Below are 23,543 nucleotides of genomic sequence, written 5' to 3' on the forward strand. Positions count from 1 at the left end.
CGCAACGCCATTCGACCTGGGATTACCGTCTCACCGGGTGAGACGGCTCAGACGCTGCGGTCGGTGGCGAGCACCGCGCGCACGTCGTCCGGGTCGCCGGACATACTCAGCCGCACCTCGTCGCGGCCGAAGGCGTGCAGCAGCAGCTCCGACGGCGGCCCGGTCAGCACGACGCTGCGCGCGCCCTCGGCCGGGACGGTGACCCGACGGCCGTCCGGCGTCGCGAGCACGACGGTAACCGGCGATTTGCGATAGGCCATTCGGGCCAGGGGGCGCAGGACTTTCCAGAGCCGGTCCTCGTCGGCGGCGGACAGATCGCGCGACTCCCAGCTGGATCCGGCGCGGCGCACATCCTCGTGGTGGACGAACATCTCGGTGAGATTCACTATCGAATCCACGAGTTTGAGCGGCGACCACAGGGGCGGGCCGGTGCGCACCTGTTCGAGCAGCTCCGGGAACGGCCGCTGGGCGGTCTTGGCCTGGACGCGGTCCAGATAGCCCGCGAAGGGCTTCAACATGATGCCGGGTGCGGCGTCGAGGCGGCGCTCCCGAACGATCAAGTGCGCGGCCAATTCCCGCACCGTCCAGTCACCGCACAGGGTGGGAGCGTCCGGGCCGACGGCCGCCATGGTTTGCACCAATTGTCGCCGCTCGCGTTGCGCCATGCTCATACGCGCACAGTAACCCGACATTCCGCGGGCGAGAAGAGCGGGCGGCGCGTTCGAGGCGTTAAGGGGAACACCCGGTCCGCGATAAGTCCGTCCACGGATCATGACCACACACGAGAGATCGGTCGCGGGCATGGGCGAGGGCCGAAAATCCCCGGCTCTCACGTTGTTCCGGTTGTCATCGGGCAATCCGGGTCGGTAGCTTGACACGCGGTCCATCGGGTCGTGGACCCTCAGCACTGGAAGGCAATATTGTGAAGAAGATCGTCAGCGGCGCGGCCGTTGTGATCGCGGCGGCTGGCTCTCTGCTGGTCGGCACCGCGGCACCCGCCAAGGCATATGGGGTCAATTACGGTGCCATCGCGCATTCGGTGACGACCGGCAGTATCGCCTGGTCCTACGATTACCCCGATTCGGCCAGTGCGCGCAGCGCCGCCCTGGGCGACTGCATCGGCGGCGACTGCAAGATCGTGGCGCGCTACTCCAATGGCTGCGGCGCCATCGCGCATGCCCCGGGCTGGTACAGCTACGGCGCGGCCAATTCGCTCTCGGCGGCCAAGAGCCAGGCCATTCGCAAGAACAATGGCGGCGCGTCCATCGTCCACTGGAGCTGCACCTCGGGCTACCAGCTCTAAGACCGAATCGATTTCAGGGGAGTAATTCGTTGAAGCACACCATTTTCCGCGCCACCGCCGCGGTGGCGCTGGCCGCCTCCGCCTTCGGGCTCGTGGCTTGCGGTTCGAGCGAGACCAGCACCGAAGCGACCACCACCTCCGCCGCGCCCGCCGGGGAGTTCGACGGCGGCACCGAGGGTGAGGACAAGGTGAGCGGCTCGGAGCCGACCACCCCGTCGGTGCCCAACCTGCCGAAGCCGACCGTGCAGGAGCTGAACGACAAGATCACCAAGGCGTTCGATCCGTCGATCGACGCCAAGACCAAGATCAGCTGGATCGAGGATGCCGCGCAGGATCCGCAGCTGGTCGACAAGCTCGTCGACGCCGCCAAGAAGAACGACGTCAAGGTCGAGATCGTCAATGTGCCCGATCCGGTCGACGGCGTGGTCAAGGCCGACGCCAAGGTCACCATCGGCGGCTCCCCGGTCGACAATGCCACGGTGTCGTTCAAGGCCGAGGGCAACGAGTGGAAGGTCGACCACGTCTTCGCGTGCAGCATCGTGAAGGCCGCGAAGCTGGATTCGGCTGCCTGCCAGGGGTAGTCGAGAACTCTTGGGGTTCCCGCCCCAGCGGTGGGAAGACAGGAATGCCCCCGGCCACTGGCGTGGCCGGGGGCATTGCCGTGCGCGGCGGTTACCGGTCGTGGGCGCAGCAGTCGTTCGCGGCCTGCTTGGTGTGGTTGCCCGCCTCGCCGCGGTCGATGGCGGCGGCGACTCTGTCCCGCCATTGCGTGCCGGTCTCGTCGGTGTCGGCGGCGTAGCTGCCGTGCCAGTTCCACCATTCGTAGGGCGGGGTCTGGGGGTAGCCCTCGGGGGAATCCTCCCAGTTCTCCTGGCGGCCCAGGGCCGTGAGATCCAGGTAGCTCCAGGTGTTTCCGAAGGATTCGTCGCCGCGGCGGTTGATGAAATAGGTGCGGTAGACCTCGTCGCCGTCGCGGATGAAGGCGTTGGTGCCGTGCCATTCGTCGACGCCGAAGTCGGCGTCGAAATCGTCGGTGATGGTGTACCAGGGGATCTGCGACCAACCCATGCTGGCCTTCAGGCGCTGGATGTCGGGTTGGGGTGCGCGCGAGGCGAAGGCGAGGGTGGTGTGGCGGGCGTTGAGGTGCGCGAGATTGCCGACGTGGTCGGCGATCATGGAGCAGCCTCGGCAGGCATGGTCGGGCCAGCCGACCACGTCGGGTTCGAAGAACGCGCGGTAGACGAGGAGCTGACGGCGGCCCTGGAACAGGTCGAGCAGGCTCGCGGGGCCGTCGGGCCCGTCGAATACGTACCGTTCGTCGACGCGTACCCACGGCATGCGGCGGCGTTGGGCGGCCAGCGCGTCGTGGGCCCGCATCACCTCCTTCTCCGTCGCCAGCAGCTCCAGACGCGCTGCCTCCCAGTCGGTGTGCGAAACGATCATTGGTGTCTTCATGACGAATTCCTGTTCGGATTCGGATGGGTCGATCAGGCCCGATCGAGGATGTCGCGCAGGTTGTCGAGCGGGCCGTCCCAGTCGCGGGCCAGCGCGGCGAGGAATTGCTGCGCCACTCGCATGGGCGCGGAACACAATCGGTACCGCACCCGGCGGCGCTCCCCCGGCTCCGCGGTGACCAGCCCTGCCTCGGACAGCAGGGTCAGATGTTTGGCGATGGCCTGCCGGGTGATCGGCAGGCGCGCCGCCAGGTCGGTCGCCGTGGCGGGTCCGGCGGACGCCAGCGCGGCGAGGATCGCGCGCCGACTGGGGTCCGCCAGGGCAACGAAGACCTGTTCGGCGATGGCCTCCTGATCAGGCCGCATCGAGGTAGCCGGACAGCTCGGCGAGTTCATTGCGCCAGCCGGTGGTGTTGCCCTCGAAGGCCGTCTTGTAGGCGTCCTCACCCAACTGCGCGAACCCGGTCTCGACCACGGTCAGCCGCGTGCCCTCGGCGGTCGGCTCCAGGGTGAACTCCACGTAGGTGCGGCGCGGATCCTCCTCGGGCAGCCCGAAGATATGCCAGGTGAAGCCGAAGACATTCGGTTCCTCCACCCGCTCGATCCGCATGTCGGCGGCGTGTCCGCCCTCGTCCCAGCGCATCCACGCCTTACCGCCGGGGCGCAATTCGATACCGGCCTCGTTGCCGAACCACGTGCCGAGTCCCTCGGCGGTGGTGAGCGCGGCCCACACCTTCGTGGGCGGGTGCGCGAGTTCGATAGTCCGCTCGATGCGATCCGGAAATCCCATGATGTCCTCCATGTGTAGCAACCTGTTGGTTGCGATACTATTGCAACCGATGGGTTGCGTCAAGCATCGCGTTCCCGGTCCGGCGAAAAGCAAAGAGCCCCAGCGGAATCCGCTGGGGCTCTGCTGCTCGCGACTAGCCGCTACACACCGATGACGGTCGGAACGATCATCGGACGGCGGCGGTAGGTGTCGGCCACCCACCGGCCGACGACGCGGCGCACGCTCTGCGCGATGCGGTGGGTGTCGGTGACACCCTCGCCCGCCAAACGCCGCAGCTCGGACTCGACGAGCTCCTGAGCGTCGGCCAGTGCGTTGGGATCGTCGGAGAAGCCACGGCCATTGAGCTCCGGCGTGGTGACGGCCTTACCCGTGGTCTCGTCGACGGCGACGGTGATGGAGATGAAGCCGCCCTCCCCCAGCACCAGACGGTCCGAGAGCGTGGACTCGCCCACATCGCCCACCGAGAGACCGTCGACGTAGACCTGCCCGACGCGCACCTTGCCGGTGATCGAGGCGATACCGTCGACCAGATCGACCACAACGCCGTTCTCCGCCAACACGACTCGCTCCTCGGGCACACCGGTGGCCACCGCGAGGGCGGCATTGGCGCGCAGGTGCCGCCATTCACCGTGCACCGGCATGGCATTGGTGGGCCGCACCGCGTTGTAGAGGTAGAGCAGCTCACCGGCCGAAGCATGGCCGGAGACATGGACTTTCGCGTTCTGCTGGGTGACCACGGTCGCGCCGAGCCGGGCCAGGCCGTTCACCACCGCGAAGACGGCGTTCTCATTGCCCGGAATGAGCGAGGAGGCCAGCACCACGAGATCGTCGGCGCGAATATTGATCTGACGGTGATCGCCGCGCGCCATGCGCGACAGCGCCGAGAGCGGTTCACCCTGCGAGCCGGTGGAGATCAGAACCAGCTTGTGCACCGGCAGATTCGCGGCCTGGTCCAGATCCACCACGAGGCCGTCGGGCACGTCGAGGTAGCCGAGATCCTGGGCAATCTGCATATTGCGCACCATGGACCGGCCGACGAAGCAGATGCGGCGGTCGTAGCGCTGCGCCACCTCCACCACCTGCTGGATGCGGTGCACGTGCGACGCGAAGGAGGCCACGATGACTCGGCCCTTCGCCTTGCCGATCACCGAATCGAGCACCGGGCCGATCTCGCGCTCCGGCGTCACGAAGCCGGGCACCTCGGCATTGGTGGAGTCCACCAGGAACAGGTCCACGCCCTCGTCGCCCAGGCGGGAGAACCCGGCCAGGTCGGTGAGGCGGCCGTCGAGCGGCAGCTGATCGAGCTTGATATCGCCGGTGTGCAGCACGATTCCGGCGGGGGTGCGCACCGCCACCGCGAGCGCGTCGGGGATGGAGTGATTGACCGCGAAGTACTCGCAGTCGAACGGCCCGTGCTGGGTGTGCTGGCCCTCGATCACCTCGACGAGCTTGGGCTGCAAGCGATGTTCGCGGCACTTGGCGGCCACCAGCGCGAGGGTGAACTTCGCGCCGACCACCGGGATATCGCGGCGCAGGCGCAGCAGGAACGGCACCGCGCCGATGTGATCCTCGTGGCCGTGGGTGAGCACCACGGCGGCGATATCGTCCATGCGGTCCTCGATGGGACCGAAATCGGGCAGGATCAGGTCGACGCCGGGCTGCTGATCCTCGGGGAACAGCACACCGCAGTCGATGATGAGCAGTTTGCCGTCGTACTCGAAAACGGTCATATTGCGGCCGATTTCGCCGATGCCGCCGAGCGCGAACACCCGCAGGCCACCGCGCGGCGCGGCGGGCGGGGTGCCGAAGGAGTGCGGATCGCGCACCGGCGGAGCGGACTGCTCGGAACGGTCCTGACGGCCGCCGCGACCCTTGCCGCCACGGCGGTTGCGGTCCTGCGAACGGCCGCGCGAGCCGGAGTCGCCCTGGTCGGAGCGGTTACGCGCGGCGGCGGGCTGCTCGGCGGACTTGGCGGGCTTGTCGCGGCCGCCGTCCTGGCGCGGCTCCTCGCGCTGCACGGTCTCGCGCACCGGTTCCGGTTGTGCGGCAACGGGTTCCGGGGCGGGCGCGGTGACCGGCTGCGGGGCGGGGCGCTCCTGCTCGGGCACCGGGGCACCGGCGGCGCGGCTGGCGGTGCGACGCGGACGACGCGCGGTCGGTCCGGCGGTGTTGTTGGTTCCCTCGCTCATGCCAGCACCCCCGCGGCGTGCAGGTCCACGACCAACTGGTCGATCTGTTCACCCGTCGGCATGAGCTGCGGCAGCCGCGGTTCACCTACTTCTACGCCGAGCAAATGCAGTGCCCCCTTGGTCATGGCGACGCCGCCGAGCCCGGCCATGGCACGGTACAGCGGGGTCATGGTCGTATTGATCTCGCGGGCGCGCGAGACGTCACCGGCCTGGTAGGCGTCGATGAGGGCGCGCAGGCGATCGGGCACGAGATGCCCGATGACACTGATGAATCCGACGGCGCCGACCGAGAGCCACGGCAGGTTCAGCGCGTCGTCACCGGAGTAGTAGGCCAGACCGGTCTCGGCGATCAGCTCCGCGCCCGCGTTCAGATCGCCCTTGGCGTCCTTCACGGCGACGATGTTCGGATGCTCCGCCAAGCGGCGGATCGTATCCGGGGCGATCGGCACCACCGACCTCGGCGGAATGTCGTAGAGCGTCACCGGCAAATCCGTGGCATCGGCGACGGCGGTGAAGTGCGCGAGCAGGCCCGCCTGGCTCGGACGCGAGTAGTAGGGGGTGACGACGAGCAGTCCGTGCGCCCCGGCGCGCTGGGCATTGCGGGCGAGCTCGATGCTGTGCGCGGTGTCGTAGGTGCCCGCGCCCGCGATGACGGTGGCGCGGTCGCCGACGGCGTCGACGACGGCGCGCAGCAGGTCGAACTTCTCGGACTCGGTGGTGGTCGGCGACTCGCCGGTGGTGCCGGAGATGGCGAGCAGATCGACGCCGCGGTCGATCAGGGAACCGGCGAGGGAGACACCGGCATCGACGTCGAGCTTGCCTTCGGCGGTAAAGGGGGTCACCATCGCGACACCGACTGTGCCGGACGCGTGCAGCTCGTTGCGCGTCGATTCCACGTTCGTCATAGCCAGAAGGCTACCCGGTGGCCGGAATGGGTTTCGCACCCTTGTCACCGAACCGCCGACGGGCTGACCGGCAATCCTGTAATGGTGGGCAGACGGTGACATCATTCTTTTCCTTGTATGACATCAACTATGACGTCATGCTGGTGTCATGGACCTGAACAAGTACACGGCTCGCCTGCGCGAGGACCTCATTGCCGCCGCCGCGCTCGGCGATGAGAAAACGCAGGCCACGGCCGCCGCGCTCGCCGCCGCGACCGAGAATTCGGCCCGCCTGACCCTGCTCGCGGCGCTCTCGGATCTGGCGTCGGAGATCAGCGCCACGCTCGGCGACCGGACCGTGCACGTCTCCATTGACGGCACCGATGCCCACGTGGACGTGCGCAAGGCGGCCACCGAGGAGGACGAGCCGCCCACCTTCGAGGAGATGACCGGCGATATCAGCCGGGTCACCCTGCGCTTGGTCGAACAGATCAAATCCCGCGCCGAGGAGGCCGCAGCACAGAGCGGGCAATCGCTGAACTCGTGGCTCTCGACGGCGGTGCAGGGTGCGCTGAAGGATCAGATGCGCAAGAGCGGCTACGGGTACGGATCCGGTCGCAAGGAGGAATGAGCCTCACGCGACGCTGACCCGGCCGTCGGTGTCGATCTCGGTGCGCTGGTCGTAATCCGGCGCGGTCGCGAGCACCGTGGCCAGCACCCGCCGCCCCAGCGGCAGCACGCGCACCGTCACCCGACCGGCGTTGGCGGCATCCAATTCCCTTGTGGCGGCGTCGATCACGCGTTTGCGCACCCATTCGGGCACACCGGCGAAACCGCCGTCGTCGAGCAGCACCACCTCCACGCCTCGGGAGCGGGCCCCGCGGGCGGCGCCGCTGAGTTCGTCGGTCACCAGTTGTGGGGCGCGCAGGCCGTCGCGCAGTTCGGCCTCGAGCAGGCGGCATTCTTCTCGTTCCACGGCGGTTAGTTCCGCGCCGTCGGCGATGCGTTCCAGAATCGGGCGGGCGACTCGGTCCAGACGCGCGAGTTGTTGGGTGCGTTCGGTTTCGGCGGCCGACATGGTGGCCTCGGCGGCGGCGCGCAGCATGGCTTCCTCGCGCAGCAGGCGCAGTGACCGCTGCATGGGTCGCATGATCGCCGCGAAGACCGAGATCGCGGCGACGGTGCCGACGGGGACGATGGATCCGACCACCGCGCGGGACTCCAACTGCGGGCCCAGTCCAGCCAGAGCCACCACGAGTGCGATGGCGGCGACACCGACCCACGCGATCCGCACCCGGCCGCGCAGGACCAGCACCGAGAGCACATAGGACGTGGGATATGCCGTCCAGACCGAATCCGAGTGCCCGCCCAGGGGCATACTCGCCACGATCAGGGTGGCCGAGACCGGTCCGGCGGCGGCCGCGAACACCGCCACCGGAATCGGCAGCGGATCGACCGGCACCACCATCACCAGCGCGCCCGCGGCGAGCATCAGGATCAGGCCCGCGAGCGCCGCCCACGGTGACACCTCGGCGAAGTTCTTGATCATGTACAGCGCGATGGTGACTTCCAGGATGATCAGGAACAGCCAGCCCGCCGCGCCGCGCAGTCCGAGCAGATCACCGAGCCCGAACCGCGTATCGGCGGGATCAGTGAGAGCCATCGCCACCCCACACCAGCGTCACCGTCGTACCCTCTCCGCGCTGTGATTCCACGAAGGCCGAACCGCCCGCGAGTTGGCGCATGCGGCCGAGAATGCTCACCGAGATGCCGAGCCGGTCGGCCGAGACCTGGGCGAGGTCGAAACCCGCGCCGTCATCGGTGAATACGATGCGAATACTGCCCGCGCTGATGGTCGCGGTGACCGTACGCCTCACCTCGCGATCGGGCAGCGACGCGTGCCGCAGGCTGTTGCGCACCGCCTCCGACAGCGCGGCGGCCAGGGTGCTGGCGGCGTGGACCGGCATGCGCAGGTCGTCGAAGCCGGGCCAGGTGCGGGTGGCGAATCGGATACCCGGATTCACCTCCTGCACGGCCGAGCGCAGGAACAGGACGGCCGAGCGGGCGTCGAGCAGATCGGGATCGCGTTCGTCGCCGCGACATTCGTCGAGCTGTTCCAGGGTGCGTTCGGCCTGTTGGCGCACCACGCTGGATTCGGTGCCCGCGCGGGAGGCCTCCAGCAGGGTGGAGAGCACCGCGTCGTGGATGAGCGCGGCGAAACGGGCGCGTTCCCGGTCGCGGGCCTGGGCGGCCGCGGCGACGGCGGCACGTCGTGCCGCGATGGCGGATTCGCGGTCGACGCGTTCGGCAGCGCCGCGCGCCGCGGTGGCACACCAGACGAACAGCGCCGAGAGCCCGGCCGCACGCAGGAAGTTCTCGCCGAACAGCAGCGGCGTGAACTCGGTCATGGTGAACACCGTCGCCAGCGCCACGGCAGCCGAGGTCACCAACACGTAGACGATCGCCCAGCGCGTGGAGAACGCCAGCACCGCCGCGACCACCGCGAGGGCGAGCACGCGCAGCGGCCACACCCGTGACGAATCCACGGTGTGCACGTCGAAGACGAACGGCACGGTCGCGATGACGGTGAGGAAACTCAGTGCGGCACAGCCGGAGACGAGCTTGATGGGGCGCTGTCCCGTGACCGCCGAGACCAGCGCCAGAATCGGGAAGAACCCGAAGGCCAGCAGCACGGCGGCGATGGTCCACCACTGCGGGGCCATCCGGCTCTGTTCGGCGATCTCCGGTAATTCGAAGGCCCCGATAATGATTCCGGCGATTCCGGCGGAGACGCCGAGTCGGCGCATGATCCGGTCCGAGGCCGCCGTCGACGGCTCGTCGGTCATGTCCAGGGCTCCCCGCAACCGCTGTCCCAGGGCGGACAGCGTCATCGAATGTGCCTCGGCGGGCGGGGAGTCCAGCGCGCTGGACGCGGTCATGCGCGAGTCGGCGGCGGCAGGAAGCCATCCTCGACCGCGCGCTTGTACAGGTCGGTCTTGGTGGGGGCCGGGCGTTTCGCGTCGGCGTACTTCTGCCGGATGCGGCCCAGGTAGTCGTTGACCGTCTGTTCGGAGAGTCCGGTCAGCCGGGCCACCCGCGAGGCTTTCTCACCGGAGGCGTAGAGCTGCAACACTTCCTGCTGCCGGGGGCTCAGGGCCACCTCGGACAGTTGCGGGTCGCCGTCGATGGCGGCGGCCCAGTCGGTGGTCACCACCTGCTCGCCGTGCGCGGCGCGGCGTACCGCGGCCACGACGGTCGACGCGTCCTCCGATTTGCGCACCACACCCAGTACGCCCGCGCCCGCGGCGGCGCGCACCATGAACGGATTGTCGGCGGCGGTGAACACCAGCACCTCGGTGCCGCTGTCCCGCAAGGCCGCCACATTGTCTTCCGGCCGCGATCCGTCGGCCAACCGCAGATCCAACACCACCAGATCCAACTGCGGCGACGCCGCCAGCAGCTCCGGCACGGTGCGCGCCGTGATCACCAACTCCAGATCGGGTTCCGGCGCCAACATGGCGGACAACCCGATAGCCACCGAATCGTGGTCCTCGACCAGCCCGATGCGGCATGGCCTGGACTCCTGCGCCTCCACGGCGACCTCCACCTCATTCCCAATCCCGAAGTACCCCTCGTGCAGTATGACCGGATGGTGGCGAGTTATGTCAGCCACCAGAATTCGGGGGGCGGATTCAGGGCATGAGTCCCGCAGCCACGGTCGCCCCGAGTTCCCAGCACCGCTCGACATCCTGCTTGCTCGGTGGGCCGGACACCAGGACGGATGCGGCGGTCTGCTCCCACCCCAGGCCGGTGGTGATGGACTTGATCGCCTTCTCCGCGCCTTCCGTTCCCTGATTGCCGTGCATGTAGTAGCCGAAGGGGCGGCCTTGTGTGGAGTCGAGGCACGGGTAATAGATGGTGTCGAAGAAGTGTTTGAGAGCGCCGGACATATAGCCCAGGTTGGCGGGTGTGCCGAGGAGGTATCCGTCCGCTTCGAGTACGTCGGTTGGCGTGGTGTGCAGGGCTGGGCGGCGCAGGACTTCCACGTTCTCGATTTCAGGGTCGGTCGCACCGGCGAGTACGGCCTCGAACATCTCCTGGGTGTGAGGAGACGGAGTGTGGTGGACGATCAGCAATCGTGGCACGGTTCTGAGCCTAGCGTCAGCGGTGGTTCTTGCCTCTCGTGGCAAAAGATTAAAAGCATGAAGTGTGGTTGCGTCGCCTGCCTTTCCTGACTTTAGCTGACGCGACATTGGGTGCCGTTGGCCTGCGATTCCAGCCTGCGGACTGCACTAATGCTGTTTTAGAGATTTTTCACTGACGGATACACCGGGGGTTGTGGCGCGGCGAGACCTCCGCCCGGGGTTGGCACCACGCGAGCACGAATGAGGGGGTGCCTCCCGGCACAACTTCCGGGGGCACGGGTGCGGGCCCGACCCCGCGCATATCGCATCGAACGCTGTAGCGGGACACCGTCTACCAGGACGCGGTGTGGCTGCGGCACGTGCTGGCCACCAATGCCGCCGGGGCACAAGCCCGTACGCTGCGATCCTCCGGTGAAGCTCGTCATCGCCGAGGACCGCCGCGCGTGGGATATCCCGGGGGGTTGTGGCACGGCAGGACCTGCGTCCGGGTTGCCACCACTACGGGTGGGCTGGAGTGAGGTGGGTTTGGCTCCCGGCACAACTTCCGGGGGCACGGGTGCGGGCCGCCCCCGCGCATACCGCATCGAACGCTGTAGCGCGACACCATCTATCAGGACCCGGAGCGGCTGCGGCACGTGCTGGCTACCAATGCCGCCGGGGCGCAAGCCCGTACGCTGCTCGATCCGCCGGTGAAGCTCATCGCCGCTGAAACCACTGCGCGTGGGATATCCCGGGGTTTGTGGCACGGCACGACCTGCGTCCGAGATTGTCACCACGGGGGTTCGGGTGCGGTGGGTCTTCCTGTGGTGGGCCGTGATTCGTGTTGGCGGCGTGCCTTTATGCGGACGTCGGCCTGGTAGAGGACCTCGTCGGGATGATGCACATGGTTGACTTCGAGTAGACCGGTCGGGTCCACGTGCGCGGGGGCTCGCCACCCGACTCTGCCGGGATGGTCCGAATTGGCGTCGAGGACTTCGGTTTCCCAGCCCGAGGCGGTGCCGGTGATTCTTGCGTGGCATTGATCGCACGCCAACGTGAGGTTTTCGATGTGGGTCAAGCCGCCCTGGGCGAAGCCGAGGACGTGGTGCATCTGGCACATCGTCGCCGGGGCCGAACACCCGGGACGGGTGCAGCCGCGATCGGTCGCGATGCGGGCGAGGCGCTGCCACTTGTTGGCCAACCGGACGCCGGGCGCGAGGTGCAGCGGCTTGTTTTGCGTGTGGTCGAACACCATGAGTGTCGGGATGCTGCCTTCGGCCATCTCCAACGCGGTCTTCATCGGCACCGTCCCGCCCGTGGCGGTCGTCGCGCAGCCCGACGCCTTCTCGACATCCTCGACAGTCATCGTCAGCACGACACTCACCGGGATACCACGGTGCTTGCCAAGCGTTTCCGGGCCACCGTGCTTGAGGTAAGCCAACAGCGCGTCGTGGTTGCGCTGGGCTTGGCTGCGCGTGTCGCGCGCGGCGGCCGCCTCGACGAGGCTGCGATCGTCCCCGTCGGGGTCAGCGACCATCGGGCTCTCGGGGTCCTCGGGATTGCACATGCCTGGACGCGCCCACTTGGCGAGCATGGTGTCGAGGAACGCGGTGGCTTCGGGGTTGAACAGGCCCTTGAATTCGATCATCCCGTCGATGCGTTGGGTGCTGCGCACCAGCGAGCGCATCCGCGCCCGATCCCGGTCGGTGGTCAGTTTCCCGTCGGGGTCGAGGAAGGCGAGGATCCGCGCGCCGACCTTCTTCAATCCGTCGGGGGTGCACACGCGGGCGGATTCGACCAGCCGCTCTTCGGCCTCGGTCCGTGACTGCTGTTCGACGCTGGCGGGGATGCGGTCCATGACCGAGATGATCACCCGAACGTGGTCGGCCGACACCTCACCCGCGGCCTGCGCGGCCGCGGTAAGGGGCAGCGCGGGTGGCAGGTAGCCGTTGGGGCTGAACCGGCGGTCGTCGAGGTGCTCGGCGGCGTTCGCCCGCGCCGCCGCGTCACCCTTGGACAGATTCAAGGTCTCCACGAGGAAGCTGCGCACTCCGGCGGTCGGACTGAACCCGTACCGCTGAGCGAGTCCGCGCTCGGCGACCGCTTGCGCGAAGCGGTGTTGTACGACGGCGACTTTGCGGGCGAAGGCTTCGAATTCGCGCATGTGGTCGATGAATTCATCGTCGGACAATCCGACGGTTGAGATGTCGAGCAGGGAATCGAGAATGGCGTCGAGGTTGGCCAGAATGGCGACCGCGCCTTTCTCGTTGAGTTCCCCGCCCGAATTCATGGCACTATTCTATCGCGAAATGCATTGTGCCAGTGCAGGAAATATATCTGATATAGAGATCTTCAAATTCTTCTACCGGGCGAGCGCCAGTAATGCCGCATCTGACAATAGGTCTCGACGTCGGTCGAAGAAACCGTAGAGCGCATCCCCGTGCTGTGAGGCGAGTTCGACATTGTGGGACAACACATCCAGCTCGTTCGCGACGGTGATCTCCATGAAGGCCCGTAGGTCCGCGTCGGCGGGTTGATGATCGGCTCCGGTGAAGCGGTCCCGGAAGAGGACGGAACCGGAGTCAAGGCGGGGATAGACCACCGACCGGTCGCAGCTGCCGTAGAGGTAAACCAAGGATTCGGCACGCGGTCCGATCAAGGCCGAGAGACGTTCACGCTCAGTGATTTCGAGTAGGGATTGGTTGAACCCGTCTGTGCCGTAGGCGGCGTGGCACAACCCGGCAAGCTGGATGTCCAAATCGGCACCCCAGCTGTCGAGAACCTCTGCCACGCGAACCAGATGCGCCAGCAACGTCCCACCGGGATGAGGAATCTCCTCAGCCCCACGATCGCGCAGCAACCGCTCCGCCTCCCGAAACGTGGACACGACCACTAGGTCCCGTACCGTTGGCCGAAATGCGGTCCGAGGTGTCGACGTCGGTGCATGAAGAGGAAGAACAGCACCGGAAAGATGAAGAACGGGAAGATGTTCGCCGCCACCGCGACCCCCGCCGCCACCAGAAGGACCCCGAGTATCCCGATGGGCAGAATGGGATTCGGCAGCGGCCGCGTCGCGCGAACCGGCGGCGCGGACGGCTGCACCGGCTGCGGCAGGTCCACGAAGAGTTCCGCGAGATCGACGGTCGTCTTCGCGGCGTAAGCACGCGCCACGCGCTCATCGTATTCCGCAAGATCCAACCGCCCCGCCGCGAAGTGCTCGCCGAGCGATGTCGCCGCCTGCTCCCGTTCTGCCGTGCCTACTCGGACAGCAGGCGGCTCGGGCTTCGCGGGATGGAATTCGGTCATCTCAACCGCCTCAACCGGGAACCAATCATGTTGTCCCCCAGAGTAGGCCGGGATTCGCCATCGCGCTTGCGCCATCCGGCGTATTTCGCCGTACGCCTCCCGGCCGACCGTGGCCTCGGGGTCGAGACGGCCCGCTCATTCCTCTGTTGTCCGGACCACCGAGGCGGGGCGTGCGTTGGACATGTCGATTCGATAGGTCTTGGCGTAGTCGAGCATGGTCGCCAGGTTTCCGGGGTCGATCGCGTCGTCTGGCACGTCGATCTCGGTGGTCTGTAGTCCGGCGTCGAGTTTGCCCTGCCGCAGCGGCGGCGCGTCCTCGGGGCAACCGAAGATGCCGCGAATGCGTCCCTCACTGTCGTGTGTCGCGAAATACCGCATGGCTCACTGGCCTCCATCCATACCGGAGAAAATGGTCAACCACAGCCAGGCCGCGGTGACGTAGGTCGAATAGGTGTTCTTGAAGATGACGTGCAGATAGTGCTGGCCGAAGTTGTCCACCGAGTTCTGAATGAAGGTGGGGCTCAAGCCTTGGCCGTACGCGGATCCCGGTCCGTGATAGGGATGCGCCTCGACGTGCGCCGCTCCTTCGAACGACGCGTCCCAGGGCCCGAACGTCCACCAGACCCATTCGTCCGGAGCTAGTTCGAGCGCTACGGGGTACCGATAGTTGAAGACACTCGCCATCGGACCTTCCTCCTCGTGATCGTGCCCGCGGCCGGTCGACCGTGGCGTCGCTGATGTCGGACTCGAATCATCCGGCGCGCAGGGGGTCGGCCACGCGAGTAACCGACTACCCGATTTCGACCACGATCGACGGCATCACCGCAGGTAACCGCAGCTTTTCCGGGCACGTTCAACCGCGGTGGATCGACTCGCGCACCGGCAGATGAACGCTCGGTGACCGCTGTCGCCCGGCAGTGGGATTGGGGCGCAATCGAATCCGTCGACTTGTAGGGTTGCGGCTGCACCGGAAGGGGTCCGGTGGCGCAGTGACGAAGGGACGGCGTACATGTCGGTCGAGGTGCTCCTGGACGACTTCGAGGACAAGGACAAGTGGGAGCTCGCGGGGGCGGGGGCGGAGCTGACGCATCTCACCACGTTCGTCGAAGGCGCGCCGACCAAGGAGCTGGCCGCCTACGCGGATGGCGTCGCGGGGCGGGACTACCGGGCACTGGTGCTGTTGATTCGTAAGGCCGTCGACGATTTCGAGGTCGAGCTCGCCGCCAAACCCGGACACTCCTTCGCCATCGCGGGCCGACTCGCGGCCGTGAAGCTGTGGGTCCGCTCGCCGCACGCCGCCATCCGCATCTACGCGCGCCTCGAGGACGCCGCCCACGGCGTTCGGGAGATCCTCTTCGCCAAGGTGCCCACGAGCGCGGAGTGGCAGCACGCCACCTACGAGCTCGACGAGCCGATCACCGAGGCGACGCTGCTCGGCATGAAGATCCGCCTCGTCGACGTGGTCAAGCACGAGGGCGAGGTCATGGTCCTGCTCGACGACCTGACGGTGAGCACCACGGCCAGCTGACCGCGTCGGAGGCGCTGCGGCTACCGTTGGACCGTGCCACCCCGTCCACGACTCCCCCGGTTACCGCAGCTCACGCCGCCGCACGACACCCGCCGCGGGTATTCGCAGCAGGAAGTTCTGGACGAGTTGCGCAGGCTGGTGTTGGAGGGGAATCTGCCGCCGGGGACGGGGATGCCGCTCGGGGAGTTGGCGCGGGAGTTCGGGACGAGCGCCATTCCGGTGCGTGAATCCTTGCAGACGTTGATCGGGGAGGGGCTGATCGAGCATCGGCCCAATCTCGGGTATCGGGTCACCCAGCTCACCGCCGCGGAGTTGCGGGAGATGTATGTGGTGCGGGAGCGGTTGGAGTCCACGGCATTGCTGGCCGCCGTCTCGCGCGCCACGGCCGAGGAGCATCAGGTGGCGCGGGAGGCGCACGAGCGGATGGAGCGGGCGGTGCTGACCGAGAACGCCGTCGCCTATCACCGCGAGACCAGGAACTTCCACCTCGCGCTGGTGCGCCCCTCGGGTATGCCGCGCCTGGTACACATGTTGGAGTACGCCTGGAACATCACCGAACCCGTTCAACCCATGGTGCATGTGACCACGGCCGACCGCGTGGTGTTGCACGCCGATCACCGACGCCAGCTCGATGCCTTCCTGGCCCGCGATGCCGAGGCTTTGCTGAGGGCTACCGAGCAGCATTCGGCCCGCATGACGGCGATTCTGGACCAACTGCCGCAGACCAGCGGACTGCTCGCCCCCGATTCGGACGGCGTACAAGATATATAGTTTTCGCAACACCCGGGCAATACCCGCTCGATAGCGTCGCGCAATACCTTTCCCGCCGTGCGGGACTTCACGATCGGATGTGCGACATGGCCGACACTGTTGTGTTGCCGGGCAGCGGCACCGCCCCGGCGACCGAACTGCCGGTGACCTACGATCCCCGCCTCACCAACGAGGATCTCGCCCCGCTGCGCCAGCAGACCTGGGGCACCTACAACATCTTCGCGTTCTGGATGTCCGACGTACACAGCGTCGGCGGCTATGTGACGGCGGGCAGCCTGTTCGCCCTGGGCCTGCACAGTTGGCAGGTGCTCATCGCACTGGTCGTCGGCATCACCATCGTGTACGGCCTGTGCAATCTCGTCGCCAAACCCAGCCAGGTCACCGGGGTGCCGTACCCGGTGATGTGTCGCAGCTCCTTCGGTGTGCTCGGCGCGAACATCCCGGCCATCATTCGCGGTCTGATCGCGGTGGCCTGGTACGGCATTCAGACCTTCCTCGCCTCGGCGGCCCTCGATATCGTGCTCATCAAGCTGTTCCCGGGCCTGGCCCCCTACGCGGTGGTCGAGGATTACGGCTTCCTCGGGCTCTCGGCGCTGGGCTGGGGCAGCTACCTGCTGCTGTGGGTTCTCCAAGCCGCCGTGTTCTGGCGGGGTATGGAATCCATCCGCAAATTCATCGACTTCTGCGGCCCCGCCGTCTACGTGGTCATGTTCGTGCTCTGCGGCTACCTCATCTGGAAGGCCGGATGGAGTGGTATCGACCTGAACCTGGGCCAGGTGACCAAGACCGGCTGGTCGGCGGTGCCGGTCATGCTGGGCGCGATCGCGCTGGTGGTCTCCTACTTCTCCGGTCCGATGCTGAACTTCGGCGACTTCTCGCGCTACGGAAAGACTTTCGCGGCGGTCAAGCGCGGCAACTTCCTCGGGCTGCCGCTGAACTTCCTGGTCTTCTCGCTGCTGGTGGTCGTCACCGCCTCGCTCACGCTGCCGGTCTTCGGTGAACTCATCACCGATCCCGTCGCGACGGTGGCCCGCATCGACAACACCTTCGCGATCGTGTTGGGCGCGTTGACCTTCACCATCGCCACCATCGGCATCAATATCGTGGCCAACTTCATCTCCCCGGCCTTCGACTTCTCCAATGTGAATCCGCAGCGCATCAGCTGGCGCGCGGGCGGCATGATCGCGGCGGTCGGTTCGGTGCTCATCACCCCGTGGAACCTCTACAACAATCCCGATGTCATCCACTACACGCTGGAGACCCTGGGCGCGTTCATCGGCCCGCTGTTCGGCGTGCTCATCGCCGACTACTACCTGGTGCGCAAGCAGCGGGTGAACGTGGACGACCTGTTCACCATGTCGACCACCGGAACCTATTGGTACCGCAAGGGTTACAACCCGGCGGCCGTCATCGCCACTGTGATCGGCGCGGCCGTCGCCGTCTTCCCGGTGCTCACCGGCGGCAGCATCACCGGCATGTACACCGCCGCGCAGTACAGCTGGTTCATCGGCTGCGGCCTGGCCCTGGTGGGCTACTACCTGCTGGCCACCCGCGGCCCCTGGAAGCTTCCCGCCAACGTCGTCGAAAGCCGCTGATGCCCATGAGAATCCGCGTGATCAACCCCAATACGACCGCCGCCATGACGGCGGTCATCGAGGAGGCCGCCCGCGCGGTGGTCTCCCCGGGCACCGTGGTGGAGGGCATCACCCCCACCATGGGGCCCGCCTCCATCGAGAGCCATTACGACGAAGCCCTCGCCGTCCCCGGCATTCTCGCCGAGATCGCCCGCGGCGAGGAGCAGGGCGTGGACGGCTACGTGCTGGCCTGCTTCGGCGATCCGGGACTCGACGCGGCCCGGGAACTCGCGCGCGGACCGGTGATCGGCATCGCCGAGGCCGCCATGAACGCCGCCAGCCACCTCGGGCGCGGATTCAGCGTGGTCACCACCCTGTCGCGCACCGCCGGGCGCGCCCACGATCTCGCGGAACGCTATGGGATGCAACGCTTCTGCTTCGGCGTGCACGCCTGCGAGATCCCGGTGCTCGAACTCGAGGACCCCAAGGCGCGCACGGTGATCGCCGACGCCTGCCGCGAGGCCGTGCACGCCGACGGCTCGGATGCCATCGTGCTGGGCTGCGCCGGAATGGCGGATCTGTGCGAATACCTCACCCGCGAGGTGGGGGTGCCGGTCGTGGACGGCGTCAGCGCCGCCACGCTGACGGTGCAGTCCCTGGTCACCATGGGGCTGCGCAAATCCGGGCGCGGGGAGTTCGCGACTCCGCCGCCGAAACGCTATGTCGGCCTGCTCGCCGACTTCAGTACCGACCGAAAGGGAAAGCACCTGTGACCTTGCCACCGGATGTGCTTGCCGGAATCGAGTCCCGCATCGGAGCGGTGGACGCGGAATTGGCACGGCTGTACCCGGGCGATCGCCCGGGGCAACCGATCCACACCGCGTACGTTTCCGGTGGGGACGCCTCCCCCAGCCTGCCTGGCGAATGGGGAGCGGCGGCAATCGAATTGGGTGAGTCCCAGCTCGACCTGATCACCGAGCTGGCCGGGGCCGAGGTCGTGAAACTGGTCCTGGAGCGGCTGCGGCACCGGCCGATTCAGGATCTGCGCCTGGATTTCGAGGACGGTTACGGCACCCGCCCCGACGAAGTCGAGGACCGGGACGCGGTGCGCGCGGGCGAGATTCTGCGCGCGCTGCCCGACGACGTGTTCTCGCGCGGGATCCGCCTGAAGGGGCTCACGAGCCTCGAATGCGCTCGGGCCGTGCGCACGCTCGAGCGCGTCCTCGAGGGGGCGGGCGGGGTGCCCACCGGATTCGTCTTCACGCTGCCGAAGATCCGCCACATCGACCAGGTGGAGGTCGCCGTGAACCTCTGCGACGCCATCGAGTCGGCACACGGATTGCCCTCCGGCGCATTGAAGTTCGAATTGCAGATCGAGAGCCCGCAGGCGGTGATCGCCGCCGACGGCACCGCCACCGTCGCGCAGGCCATCCACCGCGCGGCCGGACGCTGCACCGGATTGCACTACGGCACTTACGACTACAGCGCCGCCTGCGGCATCACACCCAAGTTCCAGTCCCTCGAGCATCCGGTCGCCGACCACGCCAAGGCCGTCATGCAGGCCGCGGCCGCACAGACCGGCGTCTGGGTGTGCGACGGCTCCACCCAAGTACTGCCCCTCGGCACCGAAGACGAAGTGCGCGAGGCCGTTTCGCGGCACTACCGGCTCGTCACGCGGTCGCTCGAGCGCGGCTACTACCAGGGCTGGGATATGGGCGCGGGCCATCTGCTCACCCGCTGGCTGGCCACCTTCGCCTTCTTCCGGGAGGCGCTCGGCGTCGCCGCCCCGAGGATCGGCCGCTACCTGGACCGCCAGGGCGGCGCGGTGGTCGACGAACCCGCCACCGCCCAGGCCCTCGCGACCGTCGTACTGCGCGGCTTGGATTGCGGCGCTTTCCAACCCGCCGACGTGACCGCGCTGGTCCCCACAGCCACCGTCGAAGTACTGCACCATTTGCGAGAAAGGAAGATGCCGACCCTATGACCGGCGCTACCCCCGATTTCACGCTGCTACCCGACCTGGCGCTACGCACCCTGGGCGGTGCGGTGGTGTGGGCGAACGACGAATCCTTCGCGGAGAAGGAGAATCTCATCAAGCCGGAGGAGTCCACCTACTCCCCCGCCACCTTCGGCCACAAGGGCCAGGTCTACGACGGGTGGGAGACCCGTCGCCGCCGCGGCGCGGTGGGCGCGGCCCCCGAGGCCGAGGACTGCGATACCGCCATCGTGCGCCTGGGCGTTCCCGGCGTGATCCACGGTGTCATCGTCGACACCGCGTGGTTCAAGGGCAACTACCCGCCCGAGGTGTCCGTGGAAGCCATTGCGGTACCGGGCTATCCGTCCACCGACGAGCTGCTCGCCGCCGAGGGCTGGACCACCATCGTCGCGCGCGGCGCGGTCGCCGGTGACAGCCGCAACCCCTTCACCGTCGATTCCAAGCGGCGGTGGACGCATGTGCGGCTGCGCATGTTCCCCGATGGCGGCGTGGCCCGACTGCGCGTGCACGGCGAGGCGAAACCCGATCTGCGCCTGCTGGACTCGGGCCCCTTCGATGTCGCGGCGCTGGAGAACGGCGGGCTGGTGGCGGACTGCTCCAACCGCTTCTACTCACATCCGCAGAATGTGCTGATGCCCGGCCGGGCGCGCGTCATGGGCGATGGTTGGGAGACCGCGCGCCGCCGCGACAAGGACAACGACTGGGTGCGGGTGCGCCTGGCCGGTGAATCGGTGCTCACCATGGCCGAGGTCGACACCTCCTACTTCCTGTTCAACAGCCCGGGAGCGGTGTCGCTCACCGGGATTCGCGCCGACGGCAGCGAAGTGGAGCTGCTGGCGCGCACCGTCGTACAGCCCGATACCCGTCACCGTTTCGGCATCGACGCCGACGCGGCCGTCACCGAGGTGCGCCTCGACGCCTACCCCGACGGCGGCCTGGCGCGACTGCGACTGGTCGGCACCCTGACCGAGGAAGCCCGCGCGCGACTGCGGGCCGAACAGGAGGAATTGTCGTGAGCGACACCACCTATGGGCGGAACATGGTCGGCTACGGCCCCAATCCGCCGCACCCGCGGTGGCCCGGCGAGGCCAATATCGCGGTGCAGTTCGTTCTCAATTACGAAGAGGGCGGCGAGAACTGCGTCCTCGACGGCGACGAGGGCTCGGAGACCTTCCTCTCCGATATCGTGCCCGCGCTGGCGTTCCCGGACCGGCACATGAGCATGGAGTCGCTCTACGAGTACGGCTCCCGCGCCGGACTGTGGCGCGTGCTGCGCGCCTTCGAGAGCCGCGATATCCCACTCACCATCTTCGGTGTGGCGCGCGCCCTGGAACGCAATCCGGAGGCCGTGGCGGCGTTCAAGCGCAATGGCTACGAGATCGCCTCGCACGGGCTGCGCTGGATCTCGTACCAGACCGTGGACCGCGAGACCGAACGCGCGCACATGGAAGAGGCGGTCGCCATCATCACCCGCCTGTTCGGCGAACCGCCGCGCGGCTGGTACACCGGGCGCGATTCGCCGCGCACCCGCGAATTGGTGGTCGAGCACGGCGGTTTCACCTACGACTCGGACTCCTACGCCGACGACCTGCCGTACTGGGAGAAGGTGGGTGATACCAACCACCTGGTCATCCCGTACACCTTGGAAGCCAACGACATGCGCTTCTCCTCCCCCGCGGGCTTCGCCAACGGCGACGAGTTCTACGCCTATCTGCGCGATGCCTTCGACGTGCTCTACGCCGAAGGCGCGGCGGGCGCGCCGAAGATGCTGTCGATCGGCCTGCACTGCCGTCTGGCGGGCCGCCCCGCCCGCGCGGCGGCGCTGAACCGCTTCCTGGACTATGTGCGGTCACACGACAAGGTCTGGCTGGCACGGCGCATCGATATCGCCGAGCACTGGCGCACGGTGCATCCCGCCGACTGAACCTCCTTGCCGCCGAGGCGGATTCCCTCCGCCTCGGCCGCTGTTCCGCACCTCGCCGCCGCCACACGAAGTAACGTCGATGCGTATGGCGAAGCTGCTTCTGGGGCCTGTTCTCCGACATGTCGACGCGACCTCCGCCACCGTATGGGTGGAGACCGACAGCGCGTGCGAGGTGGAGGTGCTCGGCTGTCGGGAGCGCACATTCCAAGTGGGCGAACTGCATTTCGCGTTGGTCGTGGTCACGGGTCTGGAGCCCGGCTCCTCACTCCCCTACGCGGTGAAGCTCGACGAGATCCCGGTCTGGCCCGAACCGGACTCCGAGTTCCCGCCCTCGCGCATCAGAACCAAGCCGGTCGAATCGATGCTGTTCGGCTCCTGTCGCGCCGCCAAGGCGGTGCCGGGCGTGCTGGAGGCCGATCGCGTCGGCCCGGATGCCTTGGACGCCTACGCGCTTCGCATGAAGGACCGCCCGGAATCGCAGTGGCCGGATGCGCTCATGTTGCTCGGCGACCAGGTGTACGCCGATCAGCCGACGCCTCGGATACAGGAGTGGCTCGACGAGCGCCGGGCCGGGCAGGAACCGCGGAACGAGGTGGTGTCGTTCCGGGAGTACGCCGAGCTGTATCACGAGTCCTGGTCGGATCCGGAGATCCGGTGGCTGATGTCGACCGTGCAGACCACGATGATCTTCGACGACCACGATGTGCGCGACGACTGGAACACCTCGCGGGTGTGGCGCGAGGAGATGGCGCGCAAACCGTGGTGGCGCAATAGAATCCGCGCCGGACTCGCGTCGTACTGGGTTTATCAGCATCTCGGCAATCTCAGCCCGGAGGAATTGGAGCGCAATACCCTCTATCGCGCCGTCGTCAAGGCGGGCGAGGATGTGCAGGGCCTGCTCGAGGATTTCGCCGAACACGCCGACCAGGAGGTCGACGGCCGCAAGCCGACGCGCTGGAGTTATCGACGGGATTTCGGCCGCATTCGACTACTGGTGATCGATACGCGCAGCGGCCGAATTCTGGACGGGCACCGACTCATGTGCAGTGCCGAGGAATTCGACTGGATCGAAGAGAATACGGCGGGCGATATCGACCATCTGCTCATCGGGTCGTCACTGCCCTGGCTCATGCCCCATGCGGTGAGCCACCTGCAATCGCTCAACGAACGCGCGGCGGGCCTGCCCGGCTGGCGTGGCCGCTGGGGTGAGAAGCTGCGGCAAGCAGCGGATCTGGAGCACTGGCCCGCCTTCCGCGTCTCGTTCCACCGCCTGGCGCGGCTTATTCACCGTTTGGGCACCGCACCGGTCGCCCCCGCCACCATCTGCGTGCTCTCCGGCGATGTGCACCACAGCTACGCGGCCCGCGCCGACTACGATCCGCCCACCAAATCCCATGTCCTGCAATTGGTCTGCTCGCCGGTGCACAACGACCCGCCCAAGGTGTACCGACCGCTGTTCCGCCTGTCGTGGGCGGGACCGCTCGCCTCGGCGCTGCGCCGACTGGCCGACCGGCGCGGCATTTCCCCCGACCCGGTGCAGTGGCGCAAGGTGTGCGGCCCCTATTTCGGAAACTCCATCGCCACCCTGCGATTCGCGGGCCGATCCGCCCGATTCCGGCTGGAAACCGCACGCGAGGGCGAGGGCCTGGTCGAGGTCGCGGAATTGGACCTGTAACGACTCGGAGATTCGCGGAGATTTC

At 67.4% G+C, this 23,543-nt stretch carries 26 protein-coding genes; 11 read left to right on the forward strand and 15 right to left on the reverse strand.

Annotated features, from left to right (window positions below; genetic code table 11):
* Window positions 1-47 precede the first annotated feature (47 nt).
* Window positions 48-671: a TIGR03085 family metal-binding protein gene (locus ACIBH2_RS08680; protein WP_397114932.1), complete on the reverse strand. Its 624-nt coding sequence runs from the start codon at window positions 669-671 to the stop codon at window positions 48-50.
* Between the two features lie 251 nt (window positions 672-922).
* Between ACIBH2_RS08680 and ACIBH2_RS08685 the strand changes: the two genes are divergently transcribed.
* Both ACIBH2_RS08685 and ACIBH2_RS08690 read left to right on the forward strand, forming a co-directional pair.
* Window positions 923-1,303, forward strand: coding sequence for a DUF4189 domain-containing protein (locus ACIBH2_RS08685; protein ID WP_397114934.1), 381 nt, complete (start codon window positions 923-925; stop codon window positions 1,301-1,303).
* Window positions 1,304-1,332: 29 nt separating this feature from the next.
* Window positions 1,333-1,884 carry a hypothetical protein gene (locus tag ACIBH2_RS08690; RefSeq protein WP_397114936.1) on the forward strand — a complete coding sequence of 184 codons (552 nt, stop codon included), beginning with the start codon at window positions 1,333-1,335 and terminating at the stop codon, window positions 1,882-1,884.
* Window positions 1,885-1,975: 91 nt separating this feature from the next.
* Here the strand turns inward: ACIBH2_RS08690 and ACIBH2_RS08695 are convergent, their stop codons facing one another.
* From ACIBH2_RS08695 to dapA, 5 genes are all read right to left on the reverse strand, one after another.
* On the reverse strand, window positions 1,976-2,758 hold the full coding sequence (locus tag ACIBH2_RS08695; RefSeq protein WP_397114938.1) for a DUF899 domain-containing protein: 783 nt from the start codon (window positions 2,756-2,758) through the stop codon (window positions 1,976-1,978).
* Window positions 2,759-2,790: 32 nt separating this feature from the next.
* Complete coding sequence (locus ACIBH2_RS08700) at window positions 2,791-3,123, reverse strand: ArsR/SmtB family transcription factor (protein ID WP_397114940.1); 333 nt, start codon at window positions 3,121-3,123, stop codon at window positions 2,791-2,793.
* Window positions 3,113-3,547, reverse strand: coding sequence for an SRPBCC domain-containing protein (locus ACIBH2_RS08705; RefSeq protein WP_397114942.1), 435 nt, complete (start codon window positions 3,545-3,547; stop codon window positions 3,113-3,115). The genes ACIBH2_RS08700 and ACIBH2_RS08705 overlap by 11 nt, the downstream gene beginning before the upstream one ends.
* A gap of 140 nt (window positions 3,548-3,687) precedes the next feature.
* Window positions 3,688-5,736 (reverse strand): RNase J family beta-CASP ribonuclease, encoded by a 2,049-nt coding sequence (locus tag ACIBH2_RS08710; RefSeq protein WP_397114944.1) that lies wholly within the window; start codon window positions 5,734-5,736, stop codon window positions 3,688-3,690.
* Window positions 5,733-6,641, reverse strand: coding sequence for a 4-hydroxy-tetrahydrodipicolinate synthase (dapA, locus tag ACIBH2_RS08715; protein ID WP_397114946.1), 909 nt, complete (start codon window positions 6,639-6,641; stop codon window positions 5,733-5,735). Before dapA ends, ACIBH2_RS08710 begins: the two co-directional genes overlap by 4 nt.
* A gap of 148 nt (window positions 6,642-6,789) precedes the next feature.
* On the opposite strand from dapA, the gene ACIBH2_RS08720 reads away from it, so the two are divergent.
* The gene (locus tag ACIBH2_RS08720) at window positions 6,790-7,251 is read left to right on the forward strand and encodes a hypothetical protein (protein WP_397114948.1); all 462 of its coding nucleotides are present in this window, start codon (window positions 6,790-6,792) and stop codon (window positions 7,249-7,251) included.
* 3 nt (window positions 7,252-7,254) lie between these two features.
* Here the strand turns inward: ACIBH2_RS08720 and ACIBH2_RS08725 are convergent, their stop codons facing one another.
* From ACIBH2_RS08725 to ACIBH2_RS08765, 9 genes are all read right to left on the reverse strand, one after another.
* On the reverse strand, window positions 7,255-8,283 hold the full coding sequence (locus ACIBH2_RS08725; RefSeq protein ID WP_397114950.1) for a hypothetical protein: 1,029 nt from the start codon (window positions 8,281-8,283) through the stop codon (window positions 7,255-7,257).
* Complete coding sequence (locus ACIBH2_RS08730; protein ID WP_397114952.1) at window positions 8,270-9,559, reverse strand: ATP-binding protein; 1,290 nt, start codon at window positions 9,557-9,559, stop codon at window positions 8,270-8,272. The genes ACIBH2_RS08725 and ACIBH2_RS08730 overlap by 14 nt, the downstream gene beginning before the upstream one ends.
* Window positions 9,556-10,227, reverse strand: a complete 672-nt coding sequence (locus tag ACIBH2_RS08735; protein WP_397114955.1) for a LuxR C-terminal-related transcriptional regulator — start codon at window positions 10,225-10,227, stop codon at window positions 9,556-9,558. Before ACIBH2_RS08735 ends, ACIBH2_RS08730 begins: the two co-directional genes overlap by 4 nt.
* A gap of 85 nt (window positions 10,228-10,312) precedes the next feature.
* Window positions 10,313-10,765 (reverse strand): flavodoxin family protein, encoded by a 453-nt coding sequence (locus tag ACIBH2_RS08740; protein WP_397114957.1) that lies wholly within the window; start codon window positions 10,763-10,765, stop codon window positions 10,313-10,315.
* A 769-nt stretch (window positions 10,766-11,534) separates the two neighbouring features.
* Window positions 11,535-13,034 carry a DUF222 domain-containing protein gene (locus ACIBH2_RS08745; RefSeq protein ID WP_397114959.1) on the reverse strand — a complete coding sequence of 500 codons (1,500 nt, stop codon included), beginning with the start codon at window positions 13,032-13,034 and terminating at the stop codon, window positions 11,535-11,537.
* A gap of 72 nt (window positions 13,035-13,106) precedes the next feature.
* Entirely contained in the window at window positions 13,107-13,637 is a 531-nt protein-coding gene (locus ACIBH2_RS08750; RefSeq protein ID WP_397114961.1) for a DUF6817 domain-containing protein, read from the reverse strand.
* Window positions 13,637-14,125, reverse strand: coding sequence for a DUF1707 domain-containing protein (locus ACIBH2_RS08755; RefSeq protein ID WP_397114963.1), 489 nt, complete (start codon window positions 14,123-14,125; stop codon window positions 13,637-13,639). The genes ACIBH2_RS08750 and ACIBH2_RS08755 overlap by 1 nt, the downstream gene beginning before the upstream one ends.
* Window positions 14,126-14,185: 60 nt before the next feature.
* On the reverse strand, window positions 14,186-14,428 hold the full coding sequence (locus tag ACIBH2_RS08760; RefSeq protein ID WP_397114965.1) for a hypothetical protein: 243 nt from the start codon (window positions 14,426-14,428) through the stop codon (window positions 14,186-14,188).
* A gap of 3 nt (window positions 14,429-14,431) precedes the next feature.
* Window positions 14,432-14,734 (reverse strand): hypothetical protein, encoded by a 303-nt coding sequence (locus ACIBH2_RS08765; protein ID WP_397114967.1) that lies wholly within the window; start codon window positions 14,732-14,734, stop codon window positions 14,432-14,434.
* A gap of 325 nt (window positions 14,735-15,059) precedes the next feature.
* Between ACIBH2_RS08765 and ACIBH2_RS08770 the strand changes: the two genes are divergently transcribed.
* The 8 genes from ACIBH2_RS08770 to ACIBH2_RS08805 all read left to right on the forward strand — a co-directional run bounded on the left by ACIBH2_RS08770 (window position 15,060) and on the right by ACIBH2_RS08805 (window position 23,518).
* Entirely contained in the window at window positions 15,060-15,578 is a 519-nt protein-coding gene (locus ACIBH2_RS08770; RefSeq protein WP_397114969.1) for a hypothetical protein, read from the forward strand.
* A gap of 33 nt (window positions 15,579-15,611) precedes the next feature.
* Window positions 15,612-16,349 carry a GntR family transcriptional regulator gene (locus ACIBH2_RS08775; protein WP_397114971.1) on the forward strand — a complete coding sequence of 246 codons (738 nt, stop codon included), beginning with the start codon at window positions 15,612-15,614 and terminating at the stop codon, window positions 16,347-16,349.
* An 86-nt stretch (window positions 16,350-16,435) separates the two neighbouring features.
* Window positions 16,436-17,944, forward strand: a complete 1,509-nt coding sequence (locus ACIBH2_RS08780) for an NCS1 family nucleobase:cation symporter-1 (protein ID WP_397114973.1) — start codon at window positions 16,436-16,438, stop codon at window positions 17,942-17,944.
* 5 nt (window positions 17,945-17,949) lie between these two features.
* A complete protein-coding gene (locus tag ACIBH2_RS08785) occupies window positions 17,950-18,696 on the forward strand; it encodes an aspartate/glutamate racemase family protein (protein ID WP_397116906.1) in 747 nt (248 codons plus the stop codon).
* Window positions 18,693-19,907 (forward strand): DUF6986 family protein, encoded by a 1,215-nt coding sequence (locus tag ACIBH2_RS08790; protein WP_397114975.1) that lies wholly within the window; start codon window positions 18,693-18,695, stop codon window positions 19,905-19,907. Before ACIBH2_RS08785 ends, ACIBH2_RS08790 begins: the two co-directional genes overlap by 4 nt.
* Window positions 19,904-20,935 (forward strand): allantoicase, encoded by a 1,032-nt coding sequence (gene alc, locus ACIBH2_RS08795; RefSeq protein ID WP_397114977.1) that lies wholly within the window; start codon window positions 19,904-19,906, stop codon window positions 20,933-20,935. The genes ACIBH2_RS08790 and alc overlap by 4 nt, the downstream gene beginning before the upstream one ends.
* Window positions 20,936-20,958: 23 nt before the next feature.
* Complete coding sequence (gene puuE / locus ACIBH2_RS08800) at window positions 20,959-21,843, forward strand: allantoinase PuuE (protein WP_397116908.1); 885 nt, start codon at window positions 20,959-20,961, stop codon at window positions 21,841-21,843.
* Between the two features lie 85 nt (window positions 21,844-21,928).
* A complete protein-coding gene (locus ACIBH2_RS08805) occupies window positions 21,929-23,518 on the forward strand; it encodes an alkaline phosphatase D family protein (protein ID WP_397114979.1) in 1,590 nt (529 codons plus the stop codon).
* Window positions 23,519-23,543: the final 25 nt, after the last annotated feature.

It is taken from the genome of Nocardia sp. NPDC050406 (genome assembly GCF_044459025.1).
Taxonomy (GTDB): domain Bacteria; phylum Actinomycetota; class Actinomycetes; order Mycobacteriales; family Mycobacteriaceae; genus Nocardia.

Coding starts and splice junctions, on each gene's coding strand:
- dapA (WP_397114946.1), bottom strand. CDS start 6,641: ATGACGAACGTGGAATCGACGCGCAACGAGCTGCACGCGTCCGGCACA.
- ACIBH2_RS08780 (WP_397114973.1), top strand. CDS start 16,436: ATGGCCGACACTGTTGTGTTGCCGGGCAGCGGCACCGCCCCGGCGACC.
- ACIBH2_RS08730 (WP_397114952.1), bottom strand. CDS start 9,559: ATGACCGCGTCCAGCGCGCTGGACTCCCCGCCCGCCGAGGCACATTCG.
- ACIBH2_RS08725 (WP_397114950.1), bottom strand. CDS start 8,283: ATGGCTCTCACTGATCCCGCCGATACGCGGTTCGGGCTCGGTGATCTG.
- ACIBH2_RS08785 (WP_397116906.1), top strand. CDS start 17,950: ATGAGAATCCGCGTGATCAACCCCAATACGACCGCCGCCATGACGGCG.
- ACIBH2_RS08720 (WP_397114948.1), top strand. CDS start 6,790: ATGGACCTGAACAAGTACACGGCTCGCCTGCGCGAGGACCTCATTGCC.
- ACIBH2_RS08710 (WP_397114944.1), bottom strand. CDS start 5,736: ATGAGCGAGGGAACCAACAACACCGCCGGACCGACCGCGCGTCGTCCG.
- ACIBH2_RS08755 (WP_397114963.1), bottom strand. CDS start 14,125: ATGGCGCAAGCGCGATGGCGAATCCCGGCCTACTCTGGGGGACAACAT.
- ACIBH2_RS08700 (WP_397114940.1), bottom strand. CDS start 3,123: ATGCGGCCTGATCAGGAGGCCATCGCCGAACAGGTCTTCGTTGCCCTG.
- puuE (WP_397116908.1), top strand. CDS start 20,959: ATGGTCGGCTACGGCCCCAATCCGCCGCACCCGCGGTGGCCCGGCGAG.
- alc (WP_397114977.1), top strand. CDS start 19,904: ATGACCGGCGCTACCCCCGATTTCACGCTGCTACCCGACCTGGCGCTA.
- ACIBH2_RS08805 (WP_397114979.1), top strand. CDS start 21,929: ATGGCGAAGCTGCTTCTGGGGCCTGTTCTCCGACATGTCGACGCGACC.
- ACIBH2_RS08695 (WP_397114938.1), bottom strand. CDS start 2,758: ATGAAGACACCAATGATCGTTTCGCACACCGACTGGGAGGCAGCGCGT.
- ACIBH2_RS08770 (WP_397114969.1), top strand. CDS start 15,060: ATGTCGGTCGAGGTGCTCCTGGACGACTTCGAGGACAAGGACAAGTGG.
- ACIBH2_RS08680 (WP_397114932.1), bottom strand. CDS start 671: ATGAGCATGGCGCAACGCGAGCGGCGACAATTGGTGCAAACCATGGCG.
- ACIBH2_RS08705 (WP_397114942.1), bottom strand. CDS start 3,547: ATGGGATTTCCGGATCGCATCGAGCGGACTATCGAACTCGCGCACCCG.
- ACIBH2_RS08760 (WP_397114965.1), bottom strand. CDS start 14,428: ATGCGGTATTTCGCGACACACGACAGTGAGGGACGCATTCGCGGCATC.
- ACIBH2_RS08765 (WP_397114967.1), bottom strand. CDS start 14,734: ATGGCGAGTGTCTTCAACTATCGGTACCCCGTAGCGCTCGAACTAGCT.
- ACIBH2_RS08745 (WP_397114959.1), bottom strand. CDS start 13,034: ATGAATTCGGGCGGGGAACTCAACGAGAAAGGCGCGGTCGCCATTCTG.